The sequence below is a fragment of the Hymenobacter psychrotolerans DSM 18569 genome (assembly GCF_900142395.1).
In the GTDB taxonomy this organism is placed as follows: Bacteria; Bacteroidota; Bacteroidia; order Cytophagales; family Hymenobacteraceae; genus Hymenobacter; species Hymenobacter psychrotolerans.
The window spans coordinates 48601-70804 of sequence record NZ_FRAS01000001.1 but is presented as its reverse complement, the minus strand read 5'-3'; the positions used below and the strand labels follow the sequence as shown (position 1 = coordinate 70804).

Here is a 22204-nt window from a genome sequence, read left to right as displayed (position 1 = left end):
GCTCTACGTTCTCACCTCTAACTTCTAAAAACATGAACGCATATATCGTAGCTGGTTACCGCACGGCCGTTGGCAAAGCCACCCGCGGCGGTTTCCGCTTCACCCGCCCCGATGACCTCGCCGCCGACGTCATCAAGCACCTGGTAGCCTCCGTGCCTGCCCTCGACCCCACACGCATCGACGACGTGATGGTAGGCAATGCGGTACCGGAAGCGGAGCAAGGCCTGCAAATGGGCCGCCTGATTTCGCTGCTGGCGCTGCCCATGAACGTATCGGGCCTCATTGTGAACCGCTACTGCGGTTCCGGCGTGGAAACCATTGCTATGGCCGCCAGCAAAATCACGGCCGGCATGGCCGACTGCATCGTGGCCGGTGGCACCGAGAGCATGAGCATGGTGCCTACTGTAGGTTGGAAAACAGTGCCCAACTACAAACTCGCCCAGCAGCACCCCGACTACTACCTCGGCATGGGGCTCACCGCCGAAGCCGTAGCGCAGGACTACAAAGTGTCGCGCGAGGACCAGGACCAGTTTGCTTACAACTCGCACCAGAAGGCCATCAAAGCCATTCAGGAAGGCAAGTTCAAGGAGCAGATTGTGCCCATCACGGTAGAGGAAACCTACCTCGACCAGGCTACCGGCAAGAAGAAAAACCGCTCCTACGTAGTCGATACCGACGAAGGCCCGCGTGCTGATACCTCCATTGAGGCCCTGGCCAAGCTGCGTCCGGTGTTTGCTGCTAACGGTTCGGTTACGGCCGGTAACTCGTCCCAGACTTCTGATGGCGCGGCTTTCGTGCTTGTGATGTCGGAGCGCATGGTGAAGGAGCTGAACCTGGAGCCTATTGCCCGCATGATTACCTATGCCACCGAAGGCATCGACCCGCGCATCATGGGTATGGGCCCCATCAAGGCCATTCCGAAGGCGCTACGCCAGGCCGGCATGAAGCTCCAGGACATCGACCTGATTGAGCTGAACGAGGCCTTCGCTTCCCAGTCGATTGCCATTGTGCGTGAGCTGGATATTGACGAGAGCAAGCTGAACGTGAACGGCGGCGCCATTGCGCTAGGCCACCCGCTGGGCTGCTCGGGCGCCAAGCTCAGCATTCAGCTTTTCCACGAGCTGCGTGCGCGGGGCCAGAAATACGGCATGGTAACCGCCTGCGTAGGCGGCGGCCAGGGCGTAGCCGGCATCTACGAGTTGCTGAAGTAATGCGGTAGCGTATTCGGAGGTCGGTGGCGTACGCCGCCGGAAAGCGTGGCAGCGTTTATCCAACGGAAAACTCAACTGGCCTACGACACCGACCACCGGATGGGCTCCGTTTTCAGAACCAGATACTTACGTAAGCGGTTCTGCCTAATATGATTAGAAGCCCCGACCCGTGGGGTTTCTTTTTTAGAAAGTACTCGGCAAGCATAACATAATTTGTTATCTTTCGGTATCCCACATAGGAGGGGCTTGTGCTGGCCTGATAGTAGGTATGCCGAGCATCTCCTTTCCTTTTTGACTTCGATTTTTCCAACCCCAACATCTCACCCGGTCATGGAAGTAACCAACAAGCTTGTGAAAGGCGGCGAGTTCATCATCAAAGAAACCGCCGCGCAGGACGTATTCACCCCCGCCGATTTTACGGAGGAGCAGAACATGATGCACCAGACCGCTCTGGACTTCGTGGACAAAGAAGTGATGCCCCTCGTGGAGCGCCTCGACAACCACGAAGAGGGCCTGATGCGAAACCTGATGGAAAAATCGGGCGAGCTAGGCTTGTTTGGGGTGAGCATTCCGGAGCAGTACGGCGGGCTGGACATGGACTTCCCTACCTCCCTGCGCGTAACCGAAGCCGTTGGTGGCGGCCACTCGTTCCCGGTGGCTTTTGCGGCCCATACCGGTATTGCCATGCTGCCCATTCTGTACTTCGGCAACGAGGAGCAGAAGGCCAAGTACCTGCCTGGCCTGACCAGCGGTGAGCTGATGGGTGCCTACTGCCTCACGGAGCCCGGTTCCGGCTCCGACGCTCTGGGCGCCAAAACCAAAGCCATCCTGACTGAAGACGGCGAGCATTACGTGCTGAACGGCCAGAAAATGTGGATCACCAACGCCGGCTTCGCCGATGTATTCGTGGTGTTTGCGCAGGTAGATGGCGACAAGTTTACGGGCTTCATTGTGGAGAAGAATACGCCCGGCCTGAGCCTCGGCAACGAGGAGCACAAGATGGGCATCAAGGGTTCTTCGACCCGCCAGGTATTCCTCTCTGACGCCAAAGTGCCGAAATCAGCGGTACTCGGCGAGATTGGCAAAGGCCACCTGATTGCCTTCAACATCCTGAACATCGGCCGCATTAAGCTGGCTGCCGCTTGCCTGGGCGCTACCAAAATGGCGGCTACGCTGAGCGTGAAATACGCCAACGAGCGGGTGCAGTTCAAGCTGCCCATCAGCAAGTTCGGTGCTATCAAGTACAAGCTGGCCCAGCAGGCTGTGCGCATCTACGCCGTGGAATCGGCTATTTACCGCGCCGGCATGGACATTGCCCGCATGGAGCAGGAGTTGCTGGCTAAAGGCCAGAGCCACAACGAGGCCCTGCTGGGTGCCGCCCGCGAGTTTGCCGTGGAGTGTGCTATCCTGAAAGTAGAAGGATCGGAAGTTCTTGACTATGTGGTAGATGAGGGCGTGCAGGTGTACGGCGGCTACGGCTTCTCGGCCGATTACCCCATGGACCGCGCTTACCGGGATTCGCGCATCAACCGCATCTTCGAAGGCACCAACGAAATCAACCGCATGCTGGCCGTCGACATGATCCTGAAGAAGGCCATGAAAGGCGAGCTGGACCTGATGGGCCCGGCCCAAGCCGTGCAGCAGGAACTGATGGCTATTCCGGACTTCAACCTGGAAGAAGAAACTGGCCTGTTCGCTACCGAGAAAAAGACCATTGCCAAGCTGAAGAAAGCCATCCTGATGGTAGCAGGTACGGCCGTGCAGAAGTACATGAACTCGCTCGCTAAAGAGCAGGAAGTACTGATGAACATTGCCGACATGGCCATCAAGGTATACACCGCCGAAAGCGTGCTGCTACGCGTGGAGAAAGAAGCCGGTGTGAAAGGCGAGGAGGCCGTTTCGACGCAAATCGACATTGCCCGCGTGTACCTCTACGACACCGTAGACCAGGTAAACAAGTTCGGCAAAGATGCCATCGGCACCATGACCGAAGGCGACGAGCAGCGCCTGCTGGCTATGGGCCTCAAGCGCTTCACCAAAGCCGACCTCTACAACGCCAAGGAAGCCCGTCGTCGCATTGCCGAAGTGCTGATTGCCGCCAACGAGTACGCTTACTAGAACAGTTGTAGGCCACACGCCCTGACCGTGTGGGCTAATATCCAAAGCCGCTCCTGTTTTCAGGGGCGGCTTTGCTTTTTTTCGGCACAACGGATTGTCGGGCTATGCGTTTGCAGGTAGATACTCCACCTTCAACTCCCACTACATATGGCCAACGAACAGGTACAGGGTAAGGACTTTTACGAAAGCGTACTGCGGTTCTACGACCACGCGGCCAGCTTCTCGAAGCTCGACCCCGGCATCCTCGCCCAGATCCGGGCGTGCAACAGCATCTATAAGGTCAACTTCCCAGTTGAGGTCGATGGCCACGTGCAGGTATTTGAAGGCATCCGGGTGCAGCACAGCCACCACAAGCTGCCCAGCAAAGGCGGTATCCGCTACAGCGTGTATGTAGATGAGGAGGAGGTAATGGCCCTGGCCACCCTCATGACCTTTAAGTGTGCCCTGGTAGATGTGCCCTTCGGCGGCGCGAAAGGTGGTGTAAAAATCAACCCGCGCACTACCCCGGTAAATGTGCTGGAGCGCGTGACGCGCCGCTACGCCACGGAGCTGATCAAGAAGAACCTCATCGGCCCCGGCATGGACGTGCCCGCACCTGATTACGGTACCAGCGGCCGCGAAATGGCCTGGATTGCTGATACCTACATGACCTTCAAGTACGGCGACACCAGCGCCTTAGGCTGCGTAACCGGCAAGCCCGTAGGCCAGGGCGGCATCCGGGGCCGGACCGAGGCAACTGGCCTAGGCGTATTCTATGGCTTGCGCGAGCTGCTGCTGGACGAGCCCATGCTGAAAAAAGTAGGCCTGAGCAGCGGCGTGGCTGGTAAACGCATCATTGTGCAGGGTTTGGGCAACGTAGGCTACTACGCGGCGCATTTCTGCCAGCAGGATGGCGCCCTGATTACCGGCATTGCGGAGCGCGAGGGCGGCATCTACAGCGAGACTGGCCTAGATGTAGAAGCCGTGTTCAAGCACCGCCAGGAAACCGGCTCTATCCTGGGTTTCCCCGGCGCGAAAGACATTGCCGAGTCCTTGGACTTGCTGGAATACGAGTGCGACGTGCTGATTCCGGCCGCGCTGGAAAACCAGATTCATGAAGGCAACGCGGCCAAGATCAAGGCAAAAATCATTGCCGAGGGCGCGAATGGGCCGACTACCCAAGGGGCCGAGAAGATCCTGCTGGAGAAAGGCATCATCATCCTGCCCGACCTGTACCTGAACGCCGGCGGCGTAACGGTATCGTACTTCGAGTGGCTGAAAAACCTTTCCAACGTGCGCTTCGGCCGGATGGGCAAGCGGGCCGAGGAAGGAGCCATGCGCCGCCTGGTAGCCACCATCGAGCGGACGACCGGCAAAACCATCACGCCCGAAGAACGCCAGCAAATCGTGCACGGTGCCGACGAAATCGACCTAGTGCGCTCCGGCCTGGAGGACACCATGATTACCGCGTACCAGTCCATCCGCAAGGTGATGGATGAGGTGGAGGGCATCACGGATATGCGCACAGCGGCCTTTTACAGCGCTATTGAGAAGATTGGCGTGAGCTATCAGTCGCTCGGCATCTTTCCGTAACAATTCGGCTTATAACCGGCAAAGAGGCCGCTTCCATTCCGGAAGCGGCCTCTTTGCTTTCGATGAGCAGACAGTTGAGCGGCTGGCAGCCGTTATTTCACCACGATTTTGTTCAGCATAAGAGCTGCCGACTTTTTATTGGGCCGGCTAACGCCGATAAGCGTTTTGGCATCCAGCCAGGCCGTGAAGTCCTTCACGTAAGAAGGGTTCTGGTCAGCGGCTACATTCAGGCCTAAGGCCTTGGGCTCCTGCACCACGCCCGTCTGGGCATTCACGCGGCGCAAGTACAAATCTGACTTGTTCTTGATTTTCTCCCAGGTCACAAACTGAATATCCTGCCCAAACACCGCGGCCCGGTAACCGATGCTGCTGAACCCCTCGGCGGCCGGAGCTACCTGGTCTTTGCCGATGATGCTGTGCCAGGTGGGCGACTGAAACTCATTGTAGCCGAACAAGTGCAGTTCGCGGGTGTGGCCGGGCGAGTTGTCGCCGCCTTCTTCGTATTTCTTCTCGGCTACTACTACCAGCTGTTTTTCCTCAGTCAGCAGCAGGTCAGTGAGATATACGTCTTCGAGGCGTTTGGCGGCAGCGCCGCTGGCCTTGTTGGTTTCAGCGAGGTATTCGGGCGTGAACCGGAACTCGGGCGCAAACTTCATGTCGCCTTCGCCTGAGAAGTCAAACTTGACCACCTTCAGGCTATGGTATAGCCCTGATTCCCGTTCGTTGCAAATAGCGGCGGCATATAACGTGTTATCGGGCTGCAGAGCGAAGCGCGAGTCGAACACGTTCACCACTTTGCCCCCAAACACACCACCCACCGCCACCGACATTACTTTGATGTCGTTGCTGGTATTGAGGTAGCGCCGAACCGTGAGCTTCTTCATTTCGTCGCTCACCAGCGTCACGTACTGCGTGCCGTCGTTGCCGACGTGCAGCGTGGTGGAGAAAAAAGCGCCCTGGTCGCTGAAATCGTAGGACCGGTCCTTGAGTTTGGTGAGCTTTTCATCAAACACGCTGGCGCTGATGGACCGGATCTGCACGTCGCGGGTGAGGTAGCGCCAGGCCACCAGCTTACTGCCATCGGGCGAGAAGGCCACGCCGGGGCGCCGGTCGCGGGTGCCGGCTTCCACCAGCTTCTTCAGCGGCGCTTTTTGCCCATTGCTGAGGTCCACGGCCTGCGCCGACAGCGTCTGGGAGGCGCCATTTTTCTGATAAATTACCACAAGGGCCTGGCCATTGCTGCTGGCAAATCCATCAATTGCCTGCTCGGCAGTGAGAGGCAGAGCCGCCGTCCATTGGCGCTTCAGGTCGGCGTCGTAGCGCTCTACGGCGTATTCTGTGGCCGATTTGTGAGCCAGAATCAGAAAGCCGCCGTTGGGCAATGTCAGGGTTTTGCGGGGCACCCGCTGGTTGTAGCGGTCATCCGACTGCTCCGGGATATAGCTGAACGCAGCTGACTTTACTTTTTGAGCCCAAGTGCTAACCGGGGTGAGCAAAAGACCACAGGCCAGAGAGCCGGCAGCCAGCAAATACTTAAAACGCACGGCTAAAGTGGATTAGGTGAAAGAATGGACGAAAACCAAAAAAATGTATTCTCCAAAGGTATCCAACTCCGCGCGCTTGCCGTACACGCCCCGCAACCTCCCAGGCAAACGGTCGGCAGGTAACGATTTGTTCATGCTTCCATAATGCAGGGATTACCACTTTCGTGCCCGCTCTGCGTTTACTTTACCAGCAGAAAGTAGCTCGAAAGACCTTCTTTCACTGAAGTGAAGCTTGCTGCCTGATTTAATTGCTGCATCAGCAAAGGGTGGTTTTCGCAGCCAGAAGCATTGAACAAGGGTTTTGTCGCCCGAGGCATTTTCCTGACTCACAAAAATATGCCGACGAGGAGAAAATTGGCCTTAACTTTGTTCCGCCGCGCTTTCGCAAGACGGGGCAATTACCTACTCAATATGAAATCTTTACTTCGCTTCATTCTTCTTTTCGCTCTCATCATCATTGGTAAGGTTGCCAAGGAGCCAACCGGATTCTCCGACATGGCCAAGGCCGTGCGCTCGGTGCAGCTGACTCCTGTGCAGCCGGTGTCGCTGCTGCAGCATCTCAACGTCCAGTCCGGCGCCCCGGCGGGGGATTTCCAGTGGCGTGCCACGGAGCCAGTCGGCAATTCGGCGACCAGCTTTCAATAGTTTCCGGTAAGCAACCGTAGAGGGTTGCTTTTTTTATGCCCAGTCTGCAGCAACTGCTGGCTGGGTGCTAGCTGATCCGGCTCCAGTTGACAGCCGTGGCCGGCAGGCTCTCGATGTGCCGCCGAATTGGCTGGTTGTCTGGTTTGGCCAGGCCAGGGTCATCGTTGAGCAGGGCTTGCGCGGCGGCGCGGCTTTCCGTCAGGATTCGGCCGTCCTTGGCCAGATCGGCAATGAGCAGGTCCAGCACGCCGCTCTGCTGGGTGCCCATCAGGTCGCCGGGGCCGCGCAGCTTCAGGTCGATGTCGGCAATTTCGAAGCCGTTGTTGGTGCGCACCATCGTCTCGATGCGCGTGCGCGAATCCTTGCTCAGCTTGTAGCCGCTCATCAGGATGCAGTAGCTCTGCTCGGCGCCCCGGCCCACGCGGCCGCGCAGCTGGTGCAGCTGCGAGAGGCCAAACCGCTCGGTGCTTTCAATCACCATTACGGACGCGTTGGGCACGTTCACGCCTACCTCAATTACGGTGGTAGCCACCATAATCTGGGTTTTGCGCTCCACGAAGCGCTGCATCTCGGCATCTTTCTCCGCCGCCGACATGCGCCCGTGCACAATGCTGATCTGAAACTCCGGGAAGGCCCGCGCTATGCTTTCGTAGCCGTCCATGAGGTCCTTGTAGTCGGCCATAGCCTCGCTCTCCTCAATCAGCGGGTACACGATGTACACTTGCCGGCCCAGGTTGATCTGGTCGCGCAGAAAGCCGAATACCTTCAGGCGGTTCGAGTCGAAGCGGTGTACCGTTACGATGGGCTTACGCCCCGCCGGCAACTCGTCAATTACGGACACGTCCAGGTCGCCGTACAGCGTCATGGCCAGCGTACGCGGAATGGGTGTGGCCGTCATCACCAGCACGTGCGGTATCACGTGGGGGTTTTTCTGCCAGAGCTTAGAGCGTTGCGCCACGCCAAACCGGTGCTGCTCGTCCATGATGGTGAGGCCCAGGTTGCGGAACTGCACCACGTCTTCGAGCAGCGCATGGGTGCCCACCAGCATGTGCATTTCGCCGGAGCGCAGCTGCTCGTGCAGTACGCGCCGCTCGGCAGTACGGGTACTGCCCGTCAGCTTCCCGATTTTCAGGCCCAGCAGATCGGCGTATTGTTTAAGGCCCACGTAGTGCTGGTCGGCCAGGATTTCGGTGGGCGCCATCAGGCAGCTTTGCGCACCGTTGTCGGCCGCCATCAGCATGCTGATGAAGGCCACGATTGTTTTGCCCGAGCCTACGTCGCCCTGCAGCAGCCGGTTCATCTGCTTGCCGGAGCAAAAATCCTTGTAGATGTCGTGGATAACACGCTTCTGGGCCCCGGTCAGGTCGAAGGGCATTACGTTTTTATAGAAGTGCACCAGCGAAGGCACTTCCTTGAATATCTGGCCGGCCAACTCCACCTTGCGCTGGTCGCGCTGGCGCAGCAGCTTGAGCTGCACGTAGAACAGCTCTTCAAACTTGAGCCGAAACCGCGCTGCCTGTAGCAATTCGGTGCTTTGCGGAAAGTGGATCTGCTGGTAGGCGGTGGCTTTGTCCATCAGCCCGTATTGCCGCACCAAGTCATCGGAAAGGGTTTCCTGCACCTGCGGCAGCGCAATCTTGAGCAGGTCGGAAACCATGCGCGCAATGGCTTTGCTATCGACGCGGTGGTAGTTCTTGAGCTTCTCTGTGGTGTTGTATACCGGCTGCAGGTAGCTCTGGCCCGGCTTGGCCTCGGTTACTTCCTCCAGTTCCGGGTGCGCCATCTGGGGCCGGCTGTTGAACATCGTGGGCTTGCCAAACACGATGTACTCCTGGTGGTTCTTGATGATTTTCTCCAGGTAATTCACGCCCTTGAACCACACCAGCTCCAGCTCGCCGCTGGCATCGGCGAGCTTGGCTACCATGCGCTTTTTCGGGCCTTCGCCCACTACTTCGCGGTTGCGCAGAATGCCCTTCACCTGCACGTAGGGCAGGTCGTCGTGCAGGTCGCAGATGTTGTAGAACTGCGTACGGTCGAGGTAGCGGAACGGGTAGCGCTGAATCAGGTCGCCGTAGGTGAACAGGTTCAGCTCCTTCTGCAGCAACTGTGCCCGCTGCAGGCCTACCCCGCGCAGATACTCGATTTTGGTCTGAAAGAAATTACTCATTTAATAGCTGTTCGCTATTGGCTGCACGCTGTGAATCAAAAGCACTCCGGGCGGTAGGTGGCAGTTATTAGCTGCCGATTACCAGCTGTAACTATTGATATTTCAGCGTATTCAGCAGCTGCACAATGTCCTTTTTAACGTAGTCAATCACCGGAGCCAACGAGTCGTTGGCGGTAGCAGTGCGGAAATACAGCGCGCCGCGGAAAAAGTGCTTCGTGCTGTCGGTGGTGAAAAACTGGAACTGGCTCGGCACTTCGCCCTGCAACTCAAATACGGCTACGCGCATGCCGTTGGGCGTTTTGAGGACGTTTTCATCAATAGCCGTCGCCTTGATTTCGTGCTTGCTCGTGAGCTTGCGGGCGTCTTCCAGCAGCTTGGTGTAGAGCTGCGGCTTGCCGGCAATGTTGGAGTACGTAATCTGCACATTGGCCTGCAGCTTCGGATAATACACGTTGATCCAGTGTGGCTGGGCCAGATAGGAAGAGTCGCGCAGCACTTTCGCGTGCCGCGAATACTCGAACGTGTACGGATGGCCCGGCGCCAGCTGCTGATAAGCGTGCGGCGGCAGGTCAATGCGGTTGTAGCCCTTGGGCTTGGGCGTATAGTCGCCCTCAGAACCGGAAGAAGAACAGGCCGTAGCAAGAAGGCCTAAAGCTGGCAGGGCCAACAAAAATCGGGAGGAAGGCATTGGCAGCAATACAGAAGTACAACTCAAAGGTAACGCGAAACCACACGTAGCGGCAGCAGATAGTTCTGAGGGCGTAACGCAAAAAGCCCCGGCAATGTGCCAGGGCTTAGCGTAAGTAGGCGGCTTCCTAAAACGGCAGCTGGTCCAGCTCAGGCTCCTGCCGGAACGTCTGAGGGGCTTCGGCCGCACCCGAAGCGCCAGTTGCGCCGGTAGCTGAAGCTTCGCCGCTATGGGGCCGGCCGCCGAGCATGGTGATTTCGTCGGCCACAATTTCGGTGATGTAACGGGTCTGGTTGTCCTTGTCCTGGTACTGCCGGGTCCTGATTTTGCCTTCAACGTACACCTGCTGGCCCTTCTTGAGGTATTTCTCCGCCATTTCGGCCAGGCCGCGCCAGGCAGATATGTTGTGCCATTCCGTGCGCTCGATGCGGGTGCCCTGCTTGTCGCGGAAATACTCGTTGGTCGCCAGCGTGAAGTTTGCCACACTCGCACCGCCTTCCAGGTGGCGCACCTCCGGGTCTTTGCCGAGGTTGCCTACCAAAATTACTTTGTTGATTCCTGCCATGAGTAGAATAAGAAAATGGAGAAGTAAAACAGCTTTATCTTGCTTTAAAGATATTAATATTAACCCTAAAAACCAAATATATTAGCTGGTTATTTCATCTTATTGCTAATGTAGTTGGCAATCATGATTGGCTTCGGTAATTCTTCGATCTGGCCGGCAGAAAAAGCACTTAAGCCTGCCTGCAGCCGGCTGGCTTCCGGCAGCGGCTCCTGCAGCCAGACCGGATGAAACTTCGCCTCTACCTTCTGATGGCTGAGAATGTGCCGCAGCGCCTGAACCGGCTCCTCGGCCCGGCTGGTATCAAGTTGCCCGCCCAATGCTTCCACGGCCGACAGCAGCGTAACAGCTGGCAGTTCGCCCGAGTCGGTTTCCTGCAGGTGAAAGTCGTAGAGCCCTTCCCAGATGTCTTTCGGCCCCCGCTTGCGCATATACACCGTGTTGGCATAGCGAAGCACCAGATAGTGGAAGTAGCGGGTGCGGGCGGCTTTGGCTTTGCTCTTTACAGGCAGCTCGCTTACCAAGCCGTGCTGAAAAGCGTAGCACTGGCTCTGCAGCGGGCAAAACAGGCAGTCGGGTTTCAGCGGCGTGCATTGGATAGCACCAAACTCCATGATGGCCTGATTGAACTCAGCTGGTTGGTCGGCCGGAATCAGCGTGTCGGCTAGTTGCTGAAATACTTTGCGGCTGGCCGGCACGGCAATATCCTGCGCGAGGCCAAACACCCGGGCCAGCACCCGGAACACGTTGCCATCGAGCACTGCCACTCGCTCGTCGTAAGCAAAGGAGGCAATAGCGGCGGCAGTATACTGGCCCACGCCCCGCAGCTGAAGCAGCCCGGCGTAACTGTCCGGGAACCGGCCACCGTACTCGCTAACCACCTGCTGGGCGGTATGGTGCATGTTTCGGGCCCGGCTGTAGTAGCCCAGGCCCTGCCAGTGGCGCAGCACTTCATCCTGAGGTGCGGCGGCCAGATCCTGCACCGTTGGATAGGAATTGATGAAGGTGAGGTAGTAGGGGAGGCCCTGCTTCACGCGGGTCTGCTGCAGGATTACTTCCGATAACCAGATAGCATATGGGTCGCGGGTGTGGCGCCAGGGCAGGTCGCGGCGGTGGCGTGGGTACCAATCCAAGAGTGCCTGCGCAAAATAGGGGTGGGCAGAAGACGAAAGAGAATCGTTCAAGTCTTTGGAAAAGAATAAGTTGTATGGATTTAAGAAGCCCGTTTCTATTGCGGCGAAAACTATTGCAAAACCAAAAAAGGGGGCTACCTTTGTGGCCCCAATTCGCAAGCGAACAGCTTACCGGGCAAGGGCTTACGTCTTGAATTGGACTTTTTGCCCAGCATTCATTTTTCACCCCATAGTACCTACCAGCGTGACTAAAGCAGAAGTAATCGCCGAAATTGCCGACAAGACCGGCATTGAGAAAGCAGACGTTTCGGCTACCGTGGAAGCCTTCTTCAAAGTCGTGAAGGATTCGATGGCCGAAGGCAACAACATCTACGTACGCGGCTTCGGCAGCTTCGTAAACAAGAAACGCGCGAAGAAAGTCGCTCGCAACATCTCGAAAAATACGTCAATCATCATTGACGAGCATTTCATCCCGAGCTTCAAGCCGTCGAAAACGTTCATCGGCAAGATCAAGAACAGCAAGAAAATCAAAGAACTGGCCAACGCCTAAGCGTCTGGTTCAGATATAACGTACTGCTGGCGGCGCCGCTGGGTATCCTGCTCCCGGATGCCCGGCGGCCTGCTTTTTTCGGATGACTACACGCACCTCCTCGCATCAACTTATTCTGCTCGCCGTCGCTCTGGCGCTGGTAGCCGGGCTATTTTTGCTGCCCAAGGTGATTGTTAAGCCCAAGGACGGCAAAGGCGACCTGGCGCAGACGGCCACTGGCGGCGCCAACCGCGACAAAGGTGCTACCGCTGCTGCGGGCGCCGAACTCGACGAGCACGGCCACCCGGCCGGCAGCCACGATGAGCCCGGTGCTACGCCCGAGCAGCCGCACATGACGGTAGCTCCGGCGCAGCGCCAGGAAATCAATGGGTTGCTGGCCAAGTATGCGGCTGAGAAAGAGCCGATGGCCAAACTGCGGGTTGCCTCTGATCTGGCAATCAAGTACAAAGCAATAGAGAAGCACGACAGTGCCGGCTATTACTTTGAGCAGCTGGCGCAGGCCCGCCCCGGCGAACAAGCCTGGAAGCGGGCCGCTGATGCCTACTTCGAAGCGTTCAGCTTTGCGACCACGCAGGAGCGGCAGAAAATGCTGGGAGCCAAGTGCCAGGAGCTCTACGGAAAAGTGTTGAAAAACAATCCGGAAAACCTGGATGCCAAAACCAACCTCGGTATGGCGTTCATGGCCGGCGAAAATCCGGTGCAGGGCGTTGTGCTGCTGCGCGAAGTGCTGGCCGTCGATCCGAAGAACGAAAAGGCCATCTACAACATGGGGGTGCTGTCCATGCAGAGCAGCCAATTCGACAAAGCAGTAGAGCGTTTTCAGGAATTGACCAAGGTTAATCCTGAAAACGTCAACGGACAGTTCTATCTTGGCGTCGCTTTAGCCGAAACCGGCGCCAAAGAAGAGGCCCGCAAAGCCTTTCAGAAAGCGAAAAGCCTGAGCACCGACCCTGGCCTGACGGCCTCGGTGGATGAGCAGCTGCAGAAACTGAAGTAAAAACTTTTCAACTAACCCTTAACCTCATCAAACATGCCCTGCGGTAAAAAAAGAAAGCGCCATAAGATTGCTACCCACAAGCGGAAGAAGCGCCTGCGCAAAAACCGTCACAAGAAGAAGTAATCCCTTTCGGGGTCTGCTGGCAGGGTGTTTCGCCTAAGAAATACTGCCTGTCTATCTCTCATCTTGTATCCCCGAGAGTGGCTGATTGTTCGCTTTCCCCGAGGCTTGCAAGGGAAGCCGGTACCTGTGCGTACCGGCTTCCCTTTGCCGGTTTCGGGGCGGACACTACCGCCCGGGACTACCTAACAACCCAATCCATTGAGTAACGAATTAATCATTAATTCTACTCAGGAAGGAGAACGGATTGCCCTGCTACAGGACAAGCGGCTCATCGAATATCATTTCGACCGCAACGACACCAATTATTCGGTGGGCGACATCTTCCTGGGCACGGTCAAGAAAGTTATGCCCGGTCTGAACGCTGCGTTCATTGACATCGGGTACGAAAAAGATGCGTTTCTGCACTACGGCGACCTGGGCGAGCAATTTCCCTCGCTCAGCAAGTGGGTGCGGGGCGTACAGTCGCAGAAAACGTCGGTAGCCGCGCTCAAAACCTTTGGCCTGGAAAAGCCACTGGACAAAGTGGGCAAAGTAGCCGACACGCTTAAAAAGAGCCAGCAGGTGCTGGTTCAGATAGTAAAAGAGCCGATTTCGACCAAAGGGCCCCGCCTGTCCACCGATATTTCGATGGCGGGCCGCTATTTGGTACTGGTGCCGTTTTCAAACACCATCAGCGTCTCGAAGAAGATTGTCAGCAAGACGGAGCGCGAGCGGCTCAAGCGGCTCATTGCTTCCATCAAGCCCGACAATTTTGGCGTCATCATCCGGACCGTGGCGGAGGGCCGCGAAGTAGCGGAACTCGACCGGGACATGCAAAGCATGGTGGGTAAGTGGGAGCAACTCTTCCAGGCGTTGCGTATCGCCAAGGAGCGCGACAAAGTGCTGGGAGAGCTGGGACGCACGAGCTCCATGCTGCGCGACATGCTCAACGAGTCGTTTGATGCCATTACGGTGGATACAACGGCCCGCTACGAGGAAATCCGGGGCTACCTGGAGCAGATTGCGCCCGATAAGCTGGGCCTGCTGAAGCACTACACCGGCAAGGTGAAAGTGTTTGAGCATCTGGGCATTGAAAAGCAGCTGAAAACGCTGTTTGGCAAAACCGTGACGGTGCCCGGCGGTGGCTACCTGGTAATCGAGCACACCGAAGCCCTGCACGTCATCGACGTGAACTCCGGTAACAAGAGCAACCAGGAAAGCGACCAGGAAGCTACGGCTCTGATGGTGAATATGCTGGCTGCCAAGGAGGTAGCGCGTCAGCTTCGGCTGCGCGACATGGGCGGTATTATCGTCGTCGACTTCATTGATATGAAGTCGGGCGAAAGCCGCAAGAAGGTCGAGGACGTGGTGTATCAGATTATGAAACACGACAAGGCGCGCTTCACCATCCTGCCCATCACCAAGTTCGGACTGCTGCAGATTACGCGGCAGCGCGTGCGGCCGGCCGAGAAAATCGTGACCGGCGAGGTGTGCCCCACCTGCGGCGGAACCGGCAAAATATCGGCTTCCATCCAGGTTACCGACGAAATCGACAACAGCATCGAAGATTTGCTGGTGACGCAAAACCAGTCGGGTATTACGCTGCACGTGCATCCGTTCCTGCATGCGTACTACACCAAAGGCCTGGTGAGCCGGCAGATGAAGTGGTACCTCAAATACTACAAGTGGATCAAAGTCACGAAGGATACCAGCCTGGGCCTGACGGACTACCGCATTGAGGACGAGCACGGCGAGGAAATTGAGCTGCACTCGGCAGCAGCGGCCATGGCCCGCCTGCAGGACCGCGAAATCGAGATTGAAATCACCGATTAAAGTAAAGCGTAGTTGTCTGCGACAACTCCTCCTGAAAGAAGAAAAGCCCGCGCTGCAGCTTGCAGCGCGGGCTTTTTATCGGGGTTGAGGCAGCGGCTAGAATTTCAGGCCCAGGTCAAGCCGGAACTCGCTGTTCTTGAGCGAAACGTCTGAGAAGCCGCGCTCATCTTCGAAGTACTTTTCGATGTTGAGCAGGCCGCGGTGGTAGCTGATGCCGGCAAACACTTTGGTGCTCTGGCCCACCTGGTATTCTACGCCGGTGCCCACCAGCACGGCCGCGTCCGGTATAATGGCGTGGTCGGAGGCTTTGGTTTCGAGGTTGTTCTTGCCGGGGTCGGTGTAGCGCTTATTGCCGTTGATTTTGCCGGCAATAGCCGCGTTCAGGGAGCCGCCCAGCTGGAAATACAGCTTGGTATCAGTGGCAATATCGTTGGTAAAGAGCTTCACCGTAACGGGCACTTCAATGTACTGCAGGCCCAGCTTTTGCTCGTAGCGCTGGCTGGTGGCCGGGTCGAAGTAGCTGAACTTGCCGCCTTTGCCCGTGAGCATGAGGCCGGTGCTGAACGCGTAGTTTTGCCCGAAGAAGTAGTCTACCAGAATACCGCCCCCGATGGTGAGCTTACTGCCTTCGCGCTGGAAACCCAGTGTGTTCGGCGACTCAGTGCGCAGGCTGGTGATGGAAGGCGACAGTTTCAGCCCGATTTCAACCTGGGCCGAAGCCGTGGCGGCCGATGCTCCGACGAGCAGGGCGGCGAGAATCATTTTTTTCATGGCAGAAGCAGGCTAGAGTAGGCGTTGGATACGAAGCTACGTCGTCCGGCGTTTGGTTTTGGCTATTTTCGCCTCAAAGATAGAAGCGTGCACCACTTTCCCCCGATTATGCGTCCCGTTCTAGCCGCTGTACTTGGTTGCTGTATTACGTTGCTGGATGGCTGTGGCCGCGAAGAAAAGGCCTGTACGCTGGACCCGGCCGTAGCGAAAGTGTCGGCGACGGTACAGCTGAAACGGCTGGAAAAATCGTTTTTCCAGATCAGAACGGACGCGGATGCCAAGCGTTTCCTCGCGGAGCATCCGCTGTTTGCCACGCAGTTTCTGCAGCGGCGCCAGTTTCCGTCAGACGATGTGCTGGCCGCTACGCTCACGCGCCTGGCCACCAACCCCGGCCTGCAGCAGCTCGGCCGCCAGACCGACAGCACTTTTCAGGATTCTGAGAAGCTGAAAGGTGGGCTGGAGGGCATGTTCAAGCACATCCGCTACTATTTCCCGGACTTTCGGGTGCCGCCCGTGCAGACGTTCGTGTCGGGCCTGAGCCAGGATATGTTCGTGAATGATAGCCTGATGGTGCTGGGCCTGGACTTCTTTGTGGGGCCGAAGGCGCGCTACCGCCCCAATGTGCCCGAATATATCCTGCGGCGCTACCGGCCCGAATATATGCTGCCTACCGCTGCGCTGGCCATCAGCAGCAAGTACAACAAGAAGGAGCTGACCAACCAGACCATGCTGAGCGAAATGGTGCAGTATGGCAAGTCGTTGTATTTCGCCGAGCGGGTGCTGCCCTGCACGCCCGACTCGCTCCTGATTGGCTATACCGATAAAGAGCTGGTCGGAGTCCATTTTAATGAGGGGAAGATCTGGGCGCACATGCTCGAAAAAAAGCTGCTCTACAGCACGGCCCCGTTTACGGTGCAGAAATACGTGGGGGAGCGGCCGAATATTCCTGAAATCGATAAAACCTGTCCTGGCCGCATCGGGGCCTGGGTGGGCTGGCAGATTGTGCGCAAGTACATGGCCGAGCACCCCAACGTGACGCTGGCCCAGCTGATGGCCGATAAGAACCCGCAGCATATCCTGAACGAGTCGCGCTACCGGCCGCGGCCGCGCCGTGCCGAGCGGTAGAAACGGGAGCTATGCACGTTGCCGTTTTCAGCCAGTACCACACCAACCCCGATTGTCCGGCTACCAGCCGGCATTACTCGTTGCTGGCGCATCTGGCCCGTAAGCACCGCGTCACGCTTATCACGACGCGCACCTGGGAGCGGCAGCGCCTGACCCAGCAGTTTCCGTGGGTGCCGGAAGGAGTAGAGCTACGGGCGGCCGATGTGCCCTATGAAAACCGGATGGGCGTGGCCCGGCGCGGGCTGGCATTCGGGCAATACGCGGCCTATGCGCTGCGCGAAGGCCTGCGCATAGACAGGCCCGACGTTATCTGGGGCATCAGCACCCCGCTGACTGCGGCCTGGGCGGCGGCACAGGTAGCCGCCTGGCGCAAGGTGCCGTGGGTGTTTGAGGTGCAGGATCTGTGGCCGTCATTCCCCATTTCTATGGGCGCGGTGCCCAGCCGCTGGGCGCAGCGGCAGCTATTTGCGCTGGAAAAAAGCTTGTACTGCCGGGCGCAGCACATCATGGCCCTTTCGCCGGACATGACGAGCTATGTAGAGAACGTGCTGGAGGGCTCAGCGCCGGATGCCTCATCCAAAACAACCACCGTGCTTAACGGCACTGATCTGGAACTGGCTGCCACCGCCACCGATGCTGCCGTAGAAGCTTTGCGCCAGGAACAGGGGCTGGAAGGGTGCCGTGTGGTGCTGTACGCCGGTACGCTGGGCCGGGCCAACGATATTCCTACTCTGCTAGCCGCCGCCGAGCTACTATCGGCTCGGGTGCCCAAGCTGATCTGGCTGTTTCTGGGCCTCGGATACGATGAGCCACGGGTGCGGGAAGCGGCGGCGCGGTGCCCGGCCATCCGGCTGGTGCCGCCCCAGCCCCGCCACGCGGTTTTCAACTGGTTCCGGCTGGCAGAAGTGTCCGTAGTGTCGTTTCTGGGCATGCCGGTGCTGGATACCAATTCGCCAGCCAAGTTTTACGACAGTCTGGCCGTGGGCACTCCCGTAGTCGTGACTAATTGCGGCTGGACGCGGCAGTTGGTAGAAAAGCACGGCTGCGGCTGGTACTCGCCGGCTTCCGATGCCCCGGCGCTGGCAGCACTGCTTGGCCGCCTGCTGGAGCAGCCTGACCAACTGGCTGCGGCCGGCCAGGCCGGCCGTATGCTGGCAGCTACTTCTTTCGACAGGACAACGCTGGCAACCGAAGTAACGGCTATACTGGAGCAAGCCCGCGGACACTAAGCCGGTATTTGTGCTTCCATAAGCTGGTTTTATACCAAGTTATACTACTCGGTTTTTGGTAACCCTGCTGTGGCGTTTCTAGGGCTGTTTTTGGTGGGCGCTTTCGTGGGTTTGGATACCACTTCAGCGTAATATTTGCACCAGGCAGTAAGCGGACAGACCGCGCATTTGGGCTGGCGGGCCACGCAGATATAGCGGCCGTGCAGAATCAGCCAGTGGTGTGCCTTCGGAATAAGGTCCTGCGGGATGTATTGTACCAATTCCTTTTCCACGGCCAGCGGCGTGCTGGCCGTGCGGGCCACTAGTCCCAACCTGTGCGAAACGCGGAATACGTGCGTGTCCACGGCCATGGCGGGCTGGTTGTAGATAACCGATACCACTACGTTGGCCGTTTTGCGGCCAACTCCCGGCAGGCGTTGTAGCTCCTCTATGCTGCTGGGTACTTCGCCGCCGAAATCTGCCATCAGCATGCGGCCCAGGCCCGCCAGATGCTTAGCCTTGTTGTTGGGATAGGAAACGCTGCGGATGAAAGGAAAAATGTCCTCCACTGACGCCGCGCCCAGTTCGGCCGCCGTCGGAAACTGCTCCAGTAGCGCCGGCATCACCTGGTTTACGCGCTTGTCGGTGCACTGGGCGCTCAGCACCACCGCCACAATCAGCTCGTAGGGGTTGCGGTAAAGAAGCTCCGTTTCAGGCTGCGGAAAGTTGGTGGTGAAGTACTCCAGAAAGTGACGGTAACGCTCAGTTTTGCGCATGATGGGGCAGAGCCGGTAGGTAAATCTTCCGTGATGCTGTGGCAGGTGTAGCCACAGAAAAACGGCATGCCGCGAAGTTACCAGTTGGCAGACTTCGCGGCATGCCGCTCAAAACAAGTAGTAAAAATGCCGGCAGCTGCTTGGCTACCCGGACTAAAGTTTAGGCTGAGTGCAGGAACGTACGGGAGTATTGCAGAATGGCCTCGGTGCTGCGCTTGCCAGGCTTGTGGCGCAGGCTGTCGAGGGTTCGTTGGGCCAGAAGCAAATCAGCGCAGGTGGCCGCCAGTTCGGCGTCGTGCTGCAGGGCCTGCTCTATTTCTTGCTGCTCGTTAGCTGGCAATTCGTTGTATACGTACTGGAGCAGCTTCTCGTGGGTAAAGGTTTTGATCATAGAAAACGGATTGTGCGGCCATCTTCTTCCGCAGGTTGATCAGGGCGTAGCGCATCCGCCCCAAAGCCGTGTTGATGCTTACCCCTGTGGCATCCGCAATTTCCTGGAAGCTCATGTCGCCGTAATGGCGCATCACAAGCACTTCCTTTTGTGCCGCGGGCAAGTCCTGTATTAACTCACGAAGTCGCGCATATGTTTCCTCGCGCGTGAGAGCCGCCTCAACTCCTTCCTCGGCATGCGAGAGAGAGTTGAAGGCGTGGCTGGCCGTGTCGAGGTTGAGCAGGGGGCTGCGCTTCTCCCTCCGGAAAAAGTCGATGGCCAGGTTGTGGGCGATGCGGCAGATCCAGGAAGAGAATTTTCCCTCCTCGTTGTACCGGCCACCCTTCATGGTATGAATCGCCTTGATGAACGTGTCCTGCAGCAGATCTTCCGCCACGTCTTCGTCGCGCACAATCAGCATGACTGTGGTGAAAACGCGGGCTTTATGCCGTTCGAGCAACTGCGCGAAGGCCTCTTCATTGCCGGCAATGTAAAGGGATATGAGAGCGGAGTCGCTCGGCTGCATGGTTTCCATAAAGAACTACAGGTTAAGGAACGTAGAGCTTTAGGCCATATTGTGCAGTTGCCGTGAAAAAATCCGAAGATGAGCGAATGGTGAAGAACCCCTTGAACCAAATGTAGAGAACTGCCGGGCTAAACACAATGCCTTACACGCCTGAGACGAAACTTTTTTCTCATTTCTCAAAACCTTTCCATAGAACATTGATAATGAGAGGTTTTTTATTGCGCGTTGTCCTGTTTTTTTCGGTAAGTATCTGATTGCGGGGCTGAAAAAAGAAGTGTGCTGCGCAAAAATCTACCCTGCTACACACTTTCGTGCTGATGACGCCTAGCCAGCCAGGCAAACGCGGCACCTTCATCCGTAAAGATCCGGGCGTGGCAGTGCGCCCCGCTGACCAGTGGCGCTCCGCCTTCCTGATCGATGACGGCCAAGTGACTCGGCGACACGAGAAACGCCAGATATACCCGGCCCCCAAGACGCCCCACAAGCTGCGGCAGAAAGGTTTCCAGCACCCAGTGCGTGTCGTCTTCGGTGCTGGTGCCGCGGCGGCGCAGGTCCAGCAGCCAGAAGCGGCACCGCTGCGGGCTGGCTGCCGTTAGTACTGCTTCGTAGCTCTGGTGCAGCTCGGCGGAAGAAATGGGACGCAGCCAGCGTGCAACCAGCACGCGCAGGTCTTCGCGGAAAGTCAGCTCGGCAAAATCAGCAACTTGAACGGAGGTAGGCATAGGCTGGAAAGCAAGAGAAGACGGCGGGAAGAGGCTCCTGACTATCAATTTTACGAAGAAGCAACCGGCAAGCAAGAGAAGCGGCCCGAAGCTAGGAGGCGGGCAACTGGCCGGGCTACCTTTGCGGGGCCTATCCTGCTACGCCCTATGCCCGATTCTTCGTTACCACGCCATGATTCTTACGCGGCCCTGCGGCTGCCCGATTTCCGCCGTCTGATTTCCGCCCGAATTTTCCTGACCATTGCCACCCGTATTCAGGGTTTGGTGGTGAGCTGGCAGATATTCAAGCTGACAAACGACCCGCTGGCTCTGGGGCTGATTGGGCTGGCCGAGGCTATTCCCAGCATTACGGTGTCGCTCTACGCCGGGCACGTGGCCGACTCAGTGCGGCGCAAAAATATTATTGTGGCGGCCGTGGCGGTGCTGGTGTTCTGCGCCGCCGCCCTGTGGGGGTTCGCCTCGCCGGCCGGCATTGGGCTGCTGGCCAAAGACTCGCTGTATACGCTGCCGCTCTACAGCGTAATTTTTCTCAGCGGTATTGCCCGCGGCTTTCTGGGGCCGGCGCTATTTTCCTTTATGCCGCAGCTGCTGCCCTCGCGCGACAAGCTGGCCAATGCTGTCACCTGGAACAGTACCACGTATCAGGCGGCTTCCGTAATGGGGCCGGCCATTGGGGGCTACCTGATTGCGCATTTGGGCGTCGCCAGCTCCTATAGTGTGGCTACGGTGCTGCTGGGCCTGGCGCTGCTGCAGTTTCTACTGATTGCTTCGCGGCCGCTGCCACCTCTGGAAGGTGAAAAGCTGGGCCTGAAAGACAGCGTGCTGAGCGGCATGCAGTTTATTTTCCAGAACCAACTGGTGCTGGCCGCCCTGTCGCTGGATTTGTTTGCGGTGCTCTTTGGCGGAGCGGTGGCGCTACTGCCCGTCTTTGCCGTGGATATTCTGAAAGTAGGCGCGGCGGGCCTGGGGCACCTGGAGTCGGCGCCGGCCGTGGGCTCGGTGCTGATGGCCGTGCTGCTGACCTATTTCCCCCTCAAGCGCCACGCGGGCCGCAAACTGCTGTGGGCTGTGGCCGGCTTCGGGGTGGCTACCATCCTGTTTGCGCTGTCTACCAGCTTCTGGCTTTCGCTCTTCCTGCTGTTCCTGACGGGAGTTTTCGATTCGGTTTCCGTGATTGTGCGCTCTACGCTGCTGCACACCTACACGCCCGAATACATGAAAGGCCGGGTGTCGGCGGTAAACAACATTTTCATCGGCTCCAGCAACGAAATCGGCTCGTTCGAGTCGGGGGTGGCGGCGCGGCTGCTGGGAGTGGTGCGCTCCGTGATATTTGGCGGCGCCATGACGGTGCTGGTGGTCGGGATTACGGCTTGGCGCGCCGACAAGCTGCGCCGCCTCGACATGACCCCGGAAGATGTGAAGGCATAGCCCTTCTATACAGCTATAGCTAATCAGCCGCCTTACACTGAAAACGGCCCCATCAGCAGCAAGTCTGGTGGGGCCGTTCTGATACTATGCTTTTAT

The 22204-nt window shown here is 57.8% G+C and carries 20 protein-coding genes; 10 read left to right on the top strand and 10 right to left on the bottom strand.

Annotated elements, in window-relative coordinates; translation table 11 throughout:
- Positions 1–32: 32 nt before the first annotated feature.
- The 3 genes from BUE15_RS00295 (at position 33) to BUE15_RS00285 (ending at position 4901) form a co-directional block, all read left to right on the top strand.
- Positions 33–1211, top strand: coding sequence for an acetyl-CoA C-acyltransferase (locus BUE15_RS00295; protein ID WP_073280699.1), 1179 nt, complete (start codon positions 33–35; stop codon positions 1209–1211).
- A 330-nt stretch (positions 1212–1541) separates the two neighbouring features.
- Entirely contained in the window at positions 1542–3329 is a 1788-nt protein-coding gene (locus BUE15_RS00290) for an acyl-CoA dehydrogenase family protein (RefSeq protein ID WP_073280698.1), read from the top strand.
- Between the two features lie 147 nt (positions 3330–3476).
- Positions 3477–4901 carry a Glu/Leu/Phe/Val family dehydrogenase gene (locus BUE15_RS00285; protein WP_073280697.1) on the top strand — a complete coding sequence of 475 codons (1425 nt, stop codon included), beginning with the start codon at positions 3477–3479 and terminating at the stop codon, positions 4899–4901.
- Positions 4902–4993: 92 nt separating this feature from the next.
- Here BUE15_RS00285 and BUE15_RS00280 read toward each other — a convergent pair whose 3' ends face one another.
- The gene (locus BUE15_RS00280) at positions 4994–6445 is read right to left on the bottom strand and encodes a hypothetical protein (RefSeq protein WP_139252056.1); all 1452 of its coding nucleotides are present in this window, start codon (positions 6443–6445) and stop codon (positions 4994–4996) included.
- 411 nt (positions 6446–6856) lie between these two features.
- On the opposite strand from BUE15_RS00280, the gene BUE15_RS00275 reads away from it, so the two are divergent.
- Entirely contained in the window at positions 6857–7090 is a 234-nt protein-coding gene (locus tag BUE15_RS00275; protein WP_139252055.1) for a hypothetical protein, read from the top strand.
- A gap of 67 nt (positions 7091–7157) precedes the next feature.
- Here BUE15_RS00275 and recG read toward each other — a convergent pair whose 3' ends face one another.
- The 4 genes from recG to mutY form a co-directional block, all read right to left on the bottom strand.
- Complete coding sequence (gene recG, locus BUE15_RS00270; protein ID WP_073280694.1) at positions 7158–9257, bottom strand: ATP-dependent DNA helicase RecG; 2100 nt, start codon at positions 9255–9257, stop codon at positions 7158–7160.
- A gap of 91 nt (positions 9258–9348) precedes the next feature.
- Entirely contained in the window at positions 9349–9945 is a 597-nt protein-coding gene (gldD, locus tag BUE15_RS00265) for a gliding motility lipoprotein GldD (protein ID WP_073280693.1), read from the bottom strand.
- Between the two features lie 127 nt (positions 9946–10072).
- Entirely contained in the window at positions 10073–10510 is a 438-nt protein-coding gene (locus BUE15_RS00260; protein WP_073280692.1) for a single-stranded DNA-binding protein, read from the bottom strand.
- Positions 10511–10599: 89 nt separating this feature from the next.
- Complete coding sequence (mutY, locus tag BUE15_RS00255) at positions 10600–11691, bottom strand: A/G-specific adenine glycosylase (RefSeq protein WP_073280691.1); 1092 nt, start codon at positions 11689–11691, stop codon at positions 10600–10602.
- Positions 11692–11884: 193 nt separating this feature from the next.
- Here mutY and BUE15_RS00250 point away from each other — a divergent pair, with 193 nt between their 5' ends.
- The 3 genes from BUE15_RS00250 to BUE15_RS00240 all read left to right on the top strand — a co-directional run bounded on the left by BUE15_RS00250 (position 11885) and on the right by BUE15_RS00240 (position 15122).
- Complete coding sequence (locus tag BUE15_RS00250; RefSeq protein WP_044014459.1) at positions 11885–12190, top strand: HU family DNA-binding protein; 306 nt, start codon at positions 11885–11887, stop codon at positions 12188–12190.
- Between the two features lie 82 nt (positions 12191–12272).
- Positions 12273–13187, top strand: a complete 915-nt coding sequence (locus tag BUE15_RS00245) for a tetratricopeptide repeat protein (protein WP_084548713.1) — start codon at positions 12273–12275, stop codon at positions 13185–13187.
- A 321-nt stretch (positions 13188–13508) separates the two neighbouring features.
- Positions 13509–15122: an Rne/Rng family ribonuclease gene (locus BUE15_RS00240; protein ID WP_073280690.1), complete on the top strand. Its 1614-nt coding sequence runs from the start codon at positions 13509–13511 to the stop codon at positions 15120–15122.
- 96 nt (positions 15123–15218) lie between these two features.
- Here the strand turns inward: BUE15_RS00240 and BUE15_RS00235 are convergent, their stop codons facing one another.
- On the bottom strand, positions 15219–15893 hold the full coding sequence (locus BUE15_RS00235) for a porin family protein (RefSeq protein WP_073280689.1): 675 nt from the start codon (positions 15891–15893) through the stop codon (positions 15219–15221).
- A gap of 108 nt (positions 15894–16001) precedes the next feature.
- Between BUE15_RS00235 and gldB the strand changes: the two genes are divergently transcribed.
- The gene (gene gldB / locus BUE15_RS00230; RefSeq protein ID WP_139252054.1) at positions 16002–17018 is read left to right on the top strand and encodes a gliding motility lipoprotein GldB; all 1017 of its coding nucleotides are present in this window, start codon (positions 16002–16004) and stop codon (positions 17016–17018) included.
- Between the two features lie 11 nt (positions 17019–17029).
- Complete coding sequence (locus BUE15_RS00225) at positions 17030–18247, top strand: glycosyltransferase family 4 protein (RefSeq protein WP_073280687.1); 1218 nt, start codon at positions 17030–17032, stop codon at positions 18245–18247.
- 44 nt (positions 18248–18291) lie between these two features.
- Here BUE15_RS00225 and nth read toward each other — a convergent pair whose 3' ends face one another.
- The 4 genes from nth to BUE15_RS00205 all read right to left on the bottom strand — a co-directional run bounded on the left by nth (position 18292) and on the right by BUE15_RS00205 (position 20680).
- Positions 18292–19002 carry an endonuclease III gene (nth, locus tag BUE15_RS00220; protein WP_073280686.1) on the bottom strand — a complete coding sequence of 237 codons (711 nt, stop codon included), beginning with the start codon at positions 19000–19002 and terminating at the stop codon, positions 18292–18294.
- Between the two features lie 160 nt (positions 19003–19162).
- Positions 19163–19393 carry an anti-sigma factor gene (locus BUE15_RS00215; RefSeq protein WP_073280685.1) on the bottom strand — a complete coding sequence of 77 codons (231 nt, stop codon included), beginning with the start codon at positions 19391–19393 and terminating at the stop codon, positions 19163–19165.
- The gene (locus BUE15_RS00210) at positions 19332–19967 is read right to left on the bottom strand and encodes an RNA polymerase sigma factor (RefSeq protein WP_073280684.1); all 636 of its coding nucleotides are present in this window, start codon (positions 19965–19967) and stop codon (positions 19332–19334) included. The genes BUE15_RS00215 and BUE15_RS00210 overlap by 62 nt, the downstream gene beginning before the upstream one ends.
- Before the next feature lie 290 nt (positions 19968–20257).
- Positions 20258–20680, bottom strand: a complete 423-nt coding sequence (locus BUE15_RS00205; protein WP_073280683.1) for a hypothetical protein — start codon at positions 20678–20680, stop codon at positions 20258–20260.
- Between the two features lie 147 nt (positions 20681–20827).
- Between BUE15_RS00205 and BUE15_RS00200 the strand changes: the two genes are divergently transcribed.
- The gene (locus tag BUE15_RS00200; protein WP_073280682.1) at positions 20828–22108 is read left to right on the top strand and encodes an MFS transporter; all 1281 of its coding nucleotides are present in this window, start codon (positions 20828–20830) and stop codon (positions 22106–22108) included.
- Positions 22109–22204 lie beyond the last annotated feature (96 nt).

Bases quoted from the DNA above. Each gene is read 5' to 3' on its own strand.
- BUE15_RS00245 (WP_084548713.1), top strand. From the start codon at position 12,273: ATGACTACACGCACCTCCTCGCATCAACTTATTCTGCTCGCCGTCGCT.
- BUE15_RS00275 (WP_139252055.1), top strand. From the start codon at position 6,857: ATGAAATCTTTACTTCGCTTCATTCTTCTTTTCGCTCTCATCATCATT.
- nth (WP_073280686.1), bottom strand. From the start codon at position 19,002: ATGCGCAAAACTGAGCGTTACCGTCACTTTCTGGAGTACTTCACCACC.
- BUE15_RS00200 (WP_073280682.1), top strand. From the start codon at position 20,828: ATGCCCGATTCTTCGTTACCACGCCATGATTCTTACGCGGCCCTGCGG.
- BUE15_RS00260 (WP_073280692.1), bottom strand. From the start codon at position 10,510: ATGGCAGGAATCAACAAAGTAATTTTGGTAGGCAACCTCGGCAAAGAC.
- recG (WP_073280694.1), bottom strand. From the start codon at position 9,257: ATGAGTAATTTCTTTCAGACCAAAATCGAGTATCTGCGCGGGGTAGGC.
- gldB (WP_139252054.1), top strand. From the start codon at position 16,002: ATGCGTCCCGTTCTAGCCGCTGTACTTGGTTGCTGTATTACGTTGCTG.
- BUE15_RS00285 (WP_073280697.1), top strand. From the start codon at position 3,477: ATGGCCAACGAACAGGTACAGGGTAAGGACTTTTACGAAAGCGTACTG.
- BUE15_RS00210 (WP_073280684.1), bottom strand. From the start codon at position 19,967: ATGGAAACCATGCAGCCGAGCGACTCCGCTCTCATATCCCTTTACATT.
- BUE15_RS00295 (WP_073280699.1), top strand. From the start codon at position 33: ATGAACGCATATATCGTAGCTGGTTACCGCACGGCCGTTGGCAAAGCC.
- gldD (WP_073280693.1), bottom strand. From the start codon at position 9,945: ATGCCTTCCTCCCGATTTTTGTTGGCCCTGCCAGCTTTAGGCCTTCTT.
- BUE15_RS00225 (WP_073280687.1), top strand. From the start codon at position 17,030: ATGCACGTTGCCGTTTTCAGCCAGTACCACACCAACCCCGATTGTCCG.
- BUE15_RS00215 (WP_073280685.1), bottom strand. From the start codon at position 19,393: ATGATCAAAACCTTTACCCACGAGAAGCTGCTCCAGTACGTATACAAC.
- BUE15_RS00205 (WP_073280683.1), bottom strand. From the start codon at position 20,680: ATGCCTACCTCCGTTCAAGTTGCTGATTTTGCCGAGCTGACTTTCCGC.
- BUE15_RS00290 (WP_073280698.1), top strand. From the start codon at position 1,542: ATGGAAGTAACCAACAAGCTTGTGAAAGGCGGCGAGTTCATCATCAAA.
- BUE15_RS00235 (WP_073280689.1), bottom strand. From the start codon at position 15,893: ATGAAAAAAATGATTCTCGCCGCCCTGCTCGTCGGAGCATCGGCCGCC.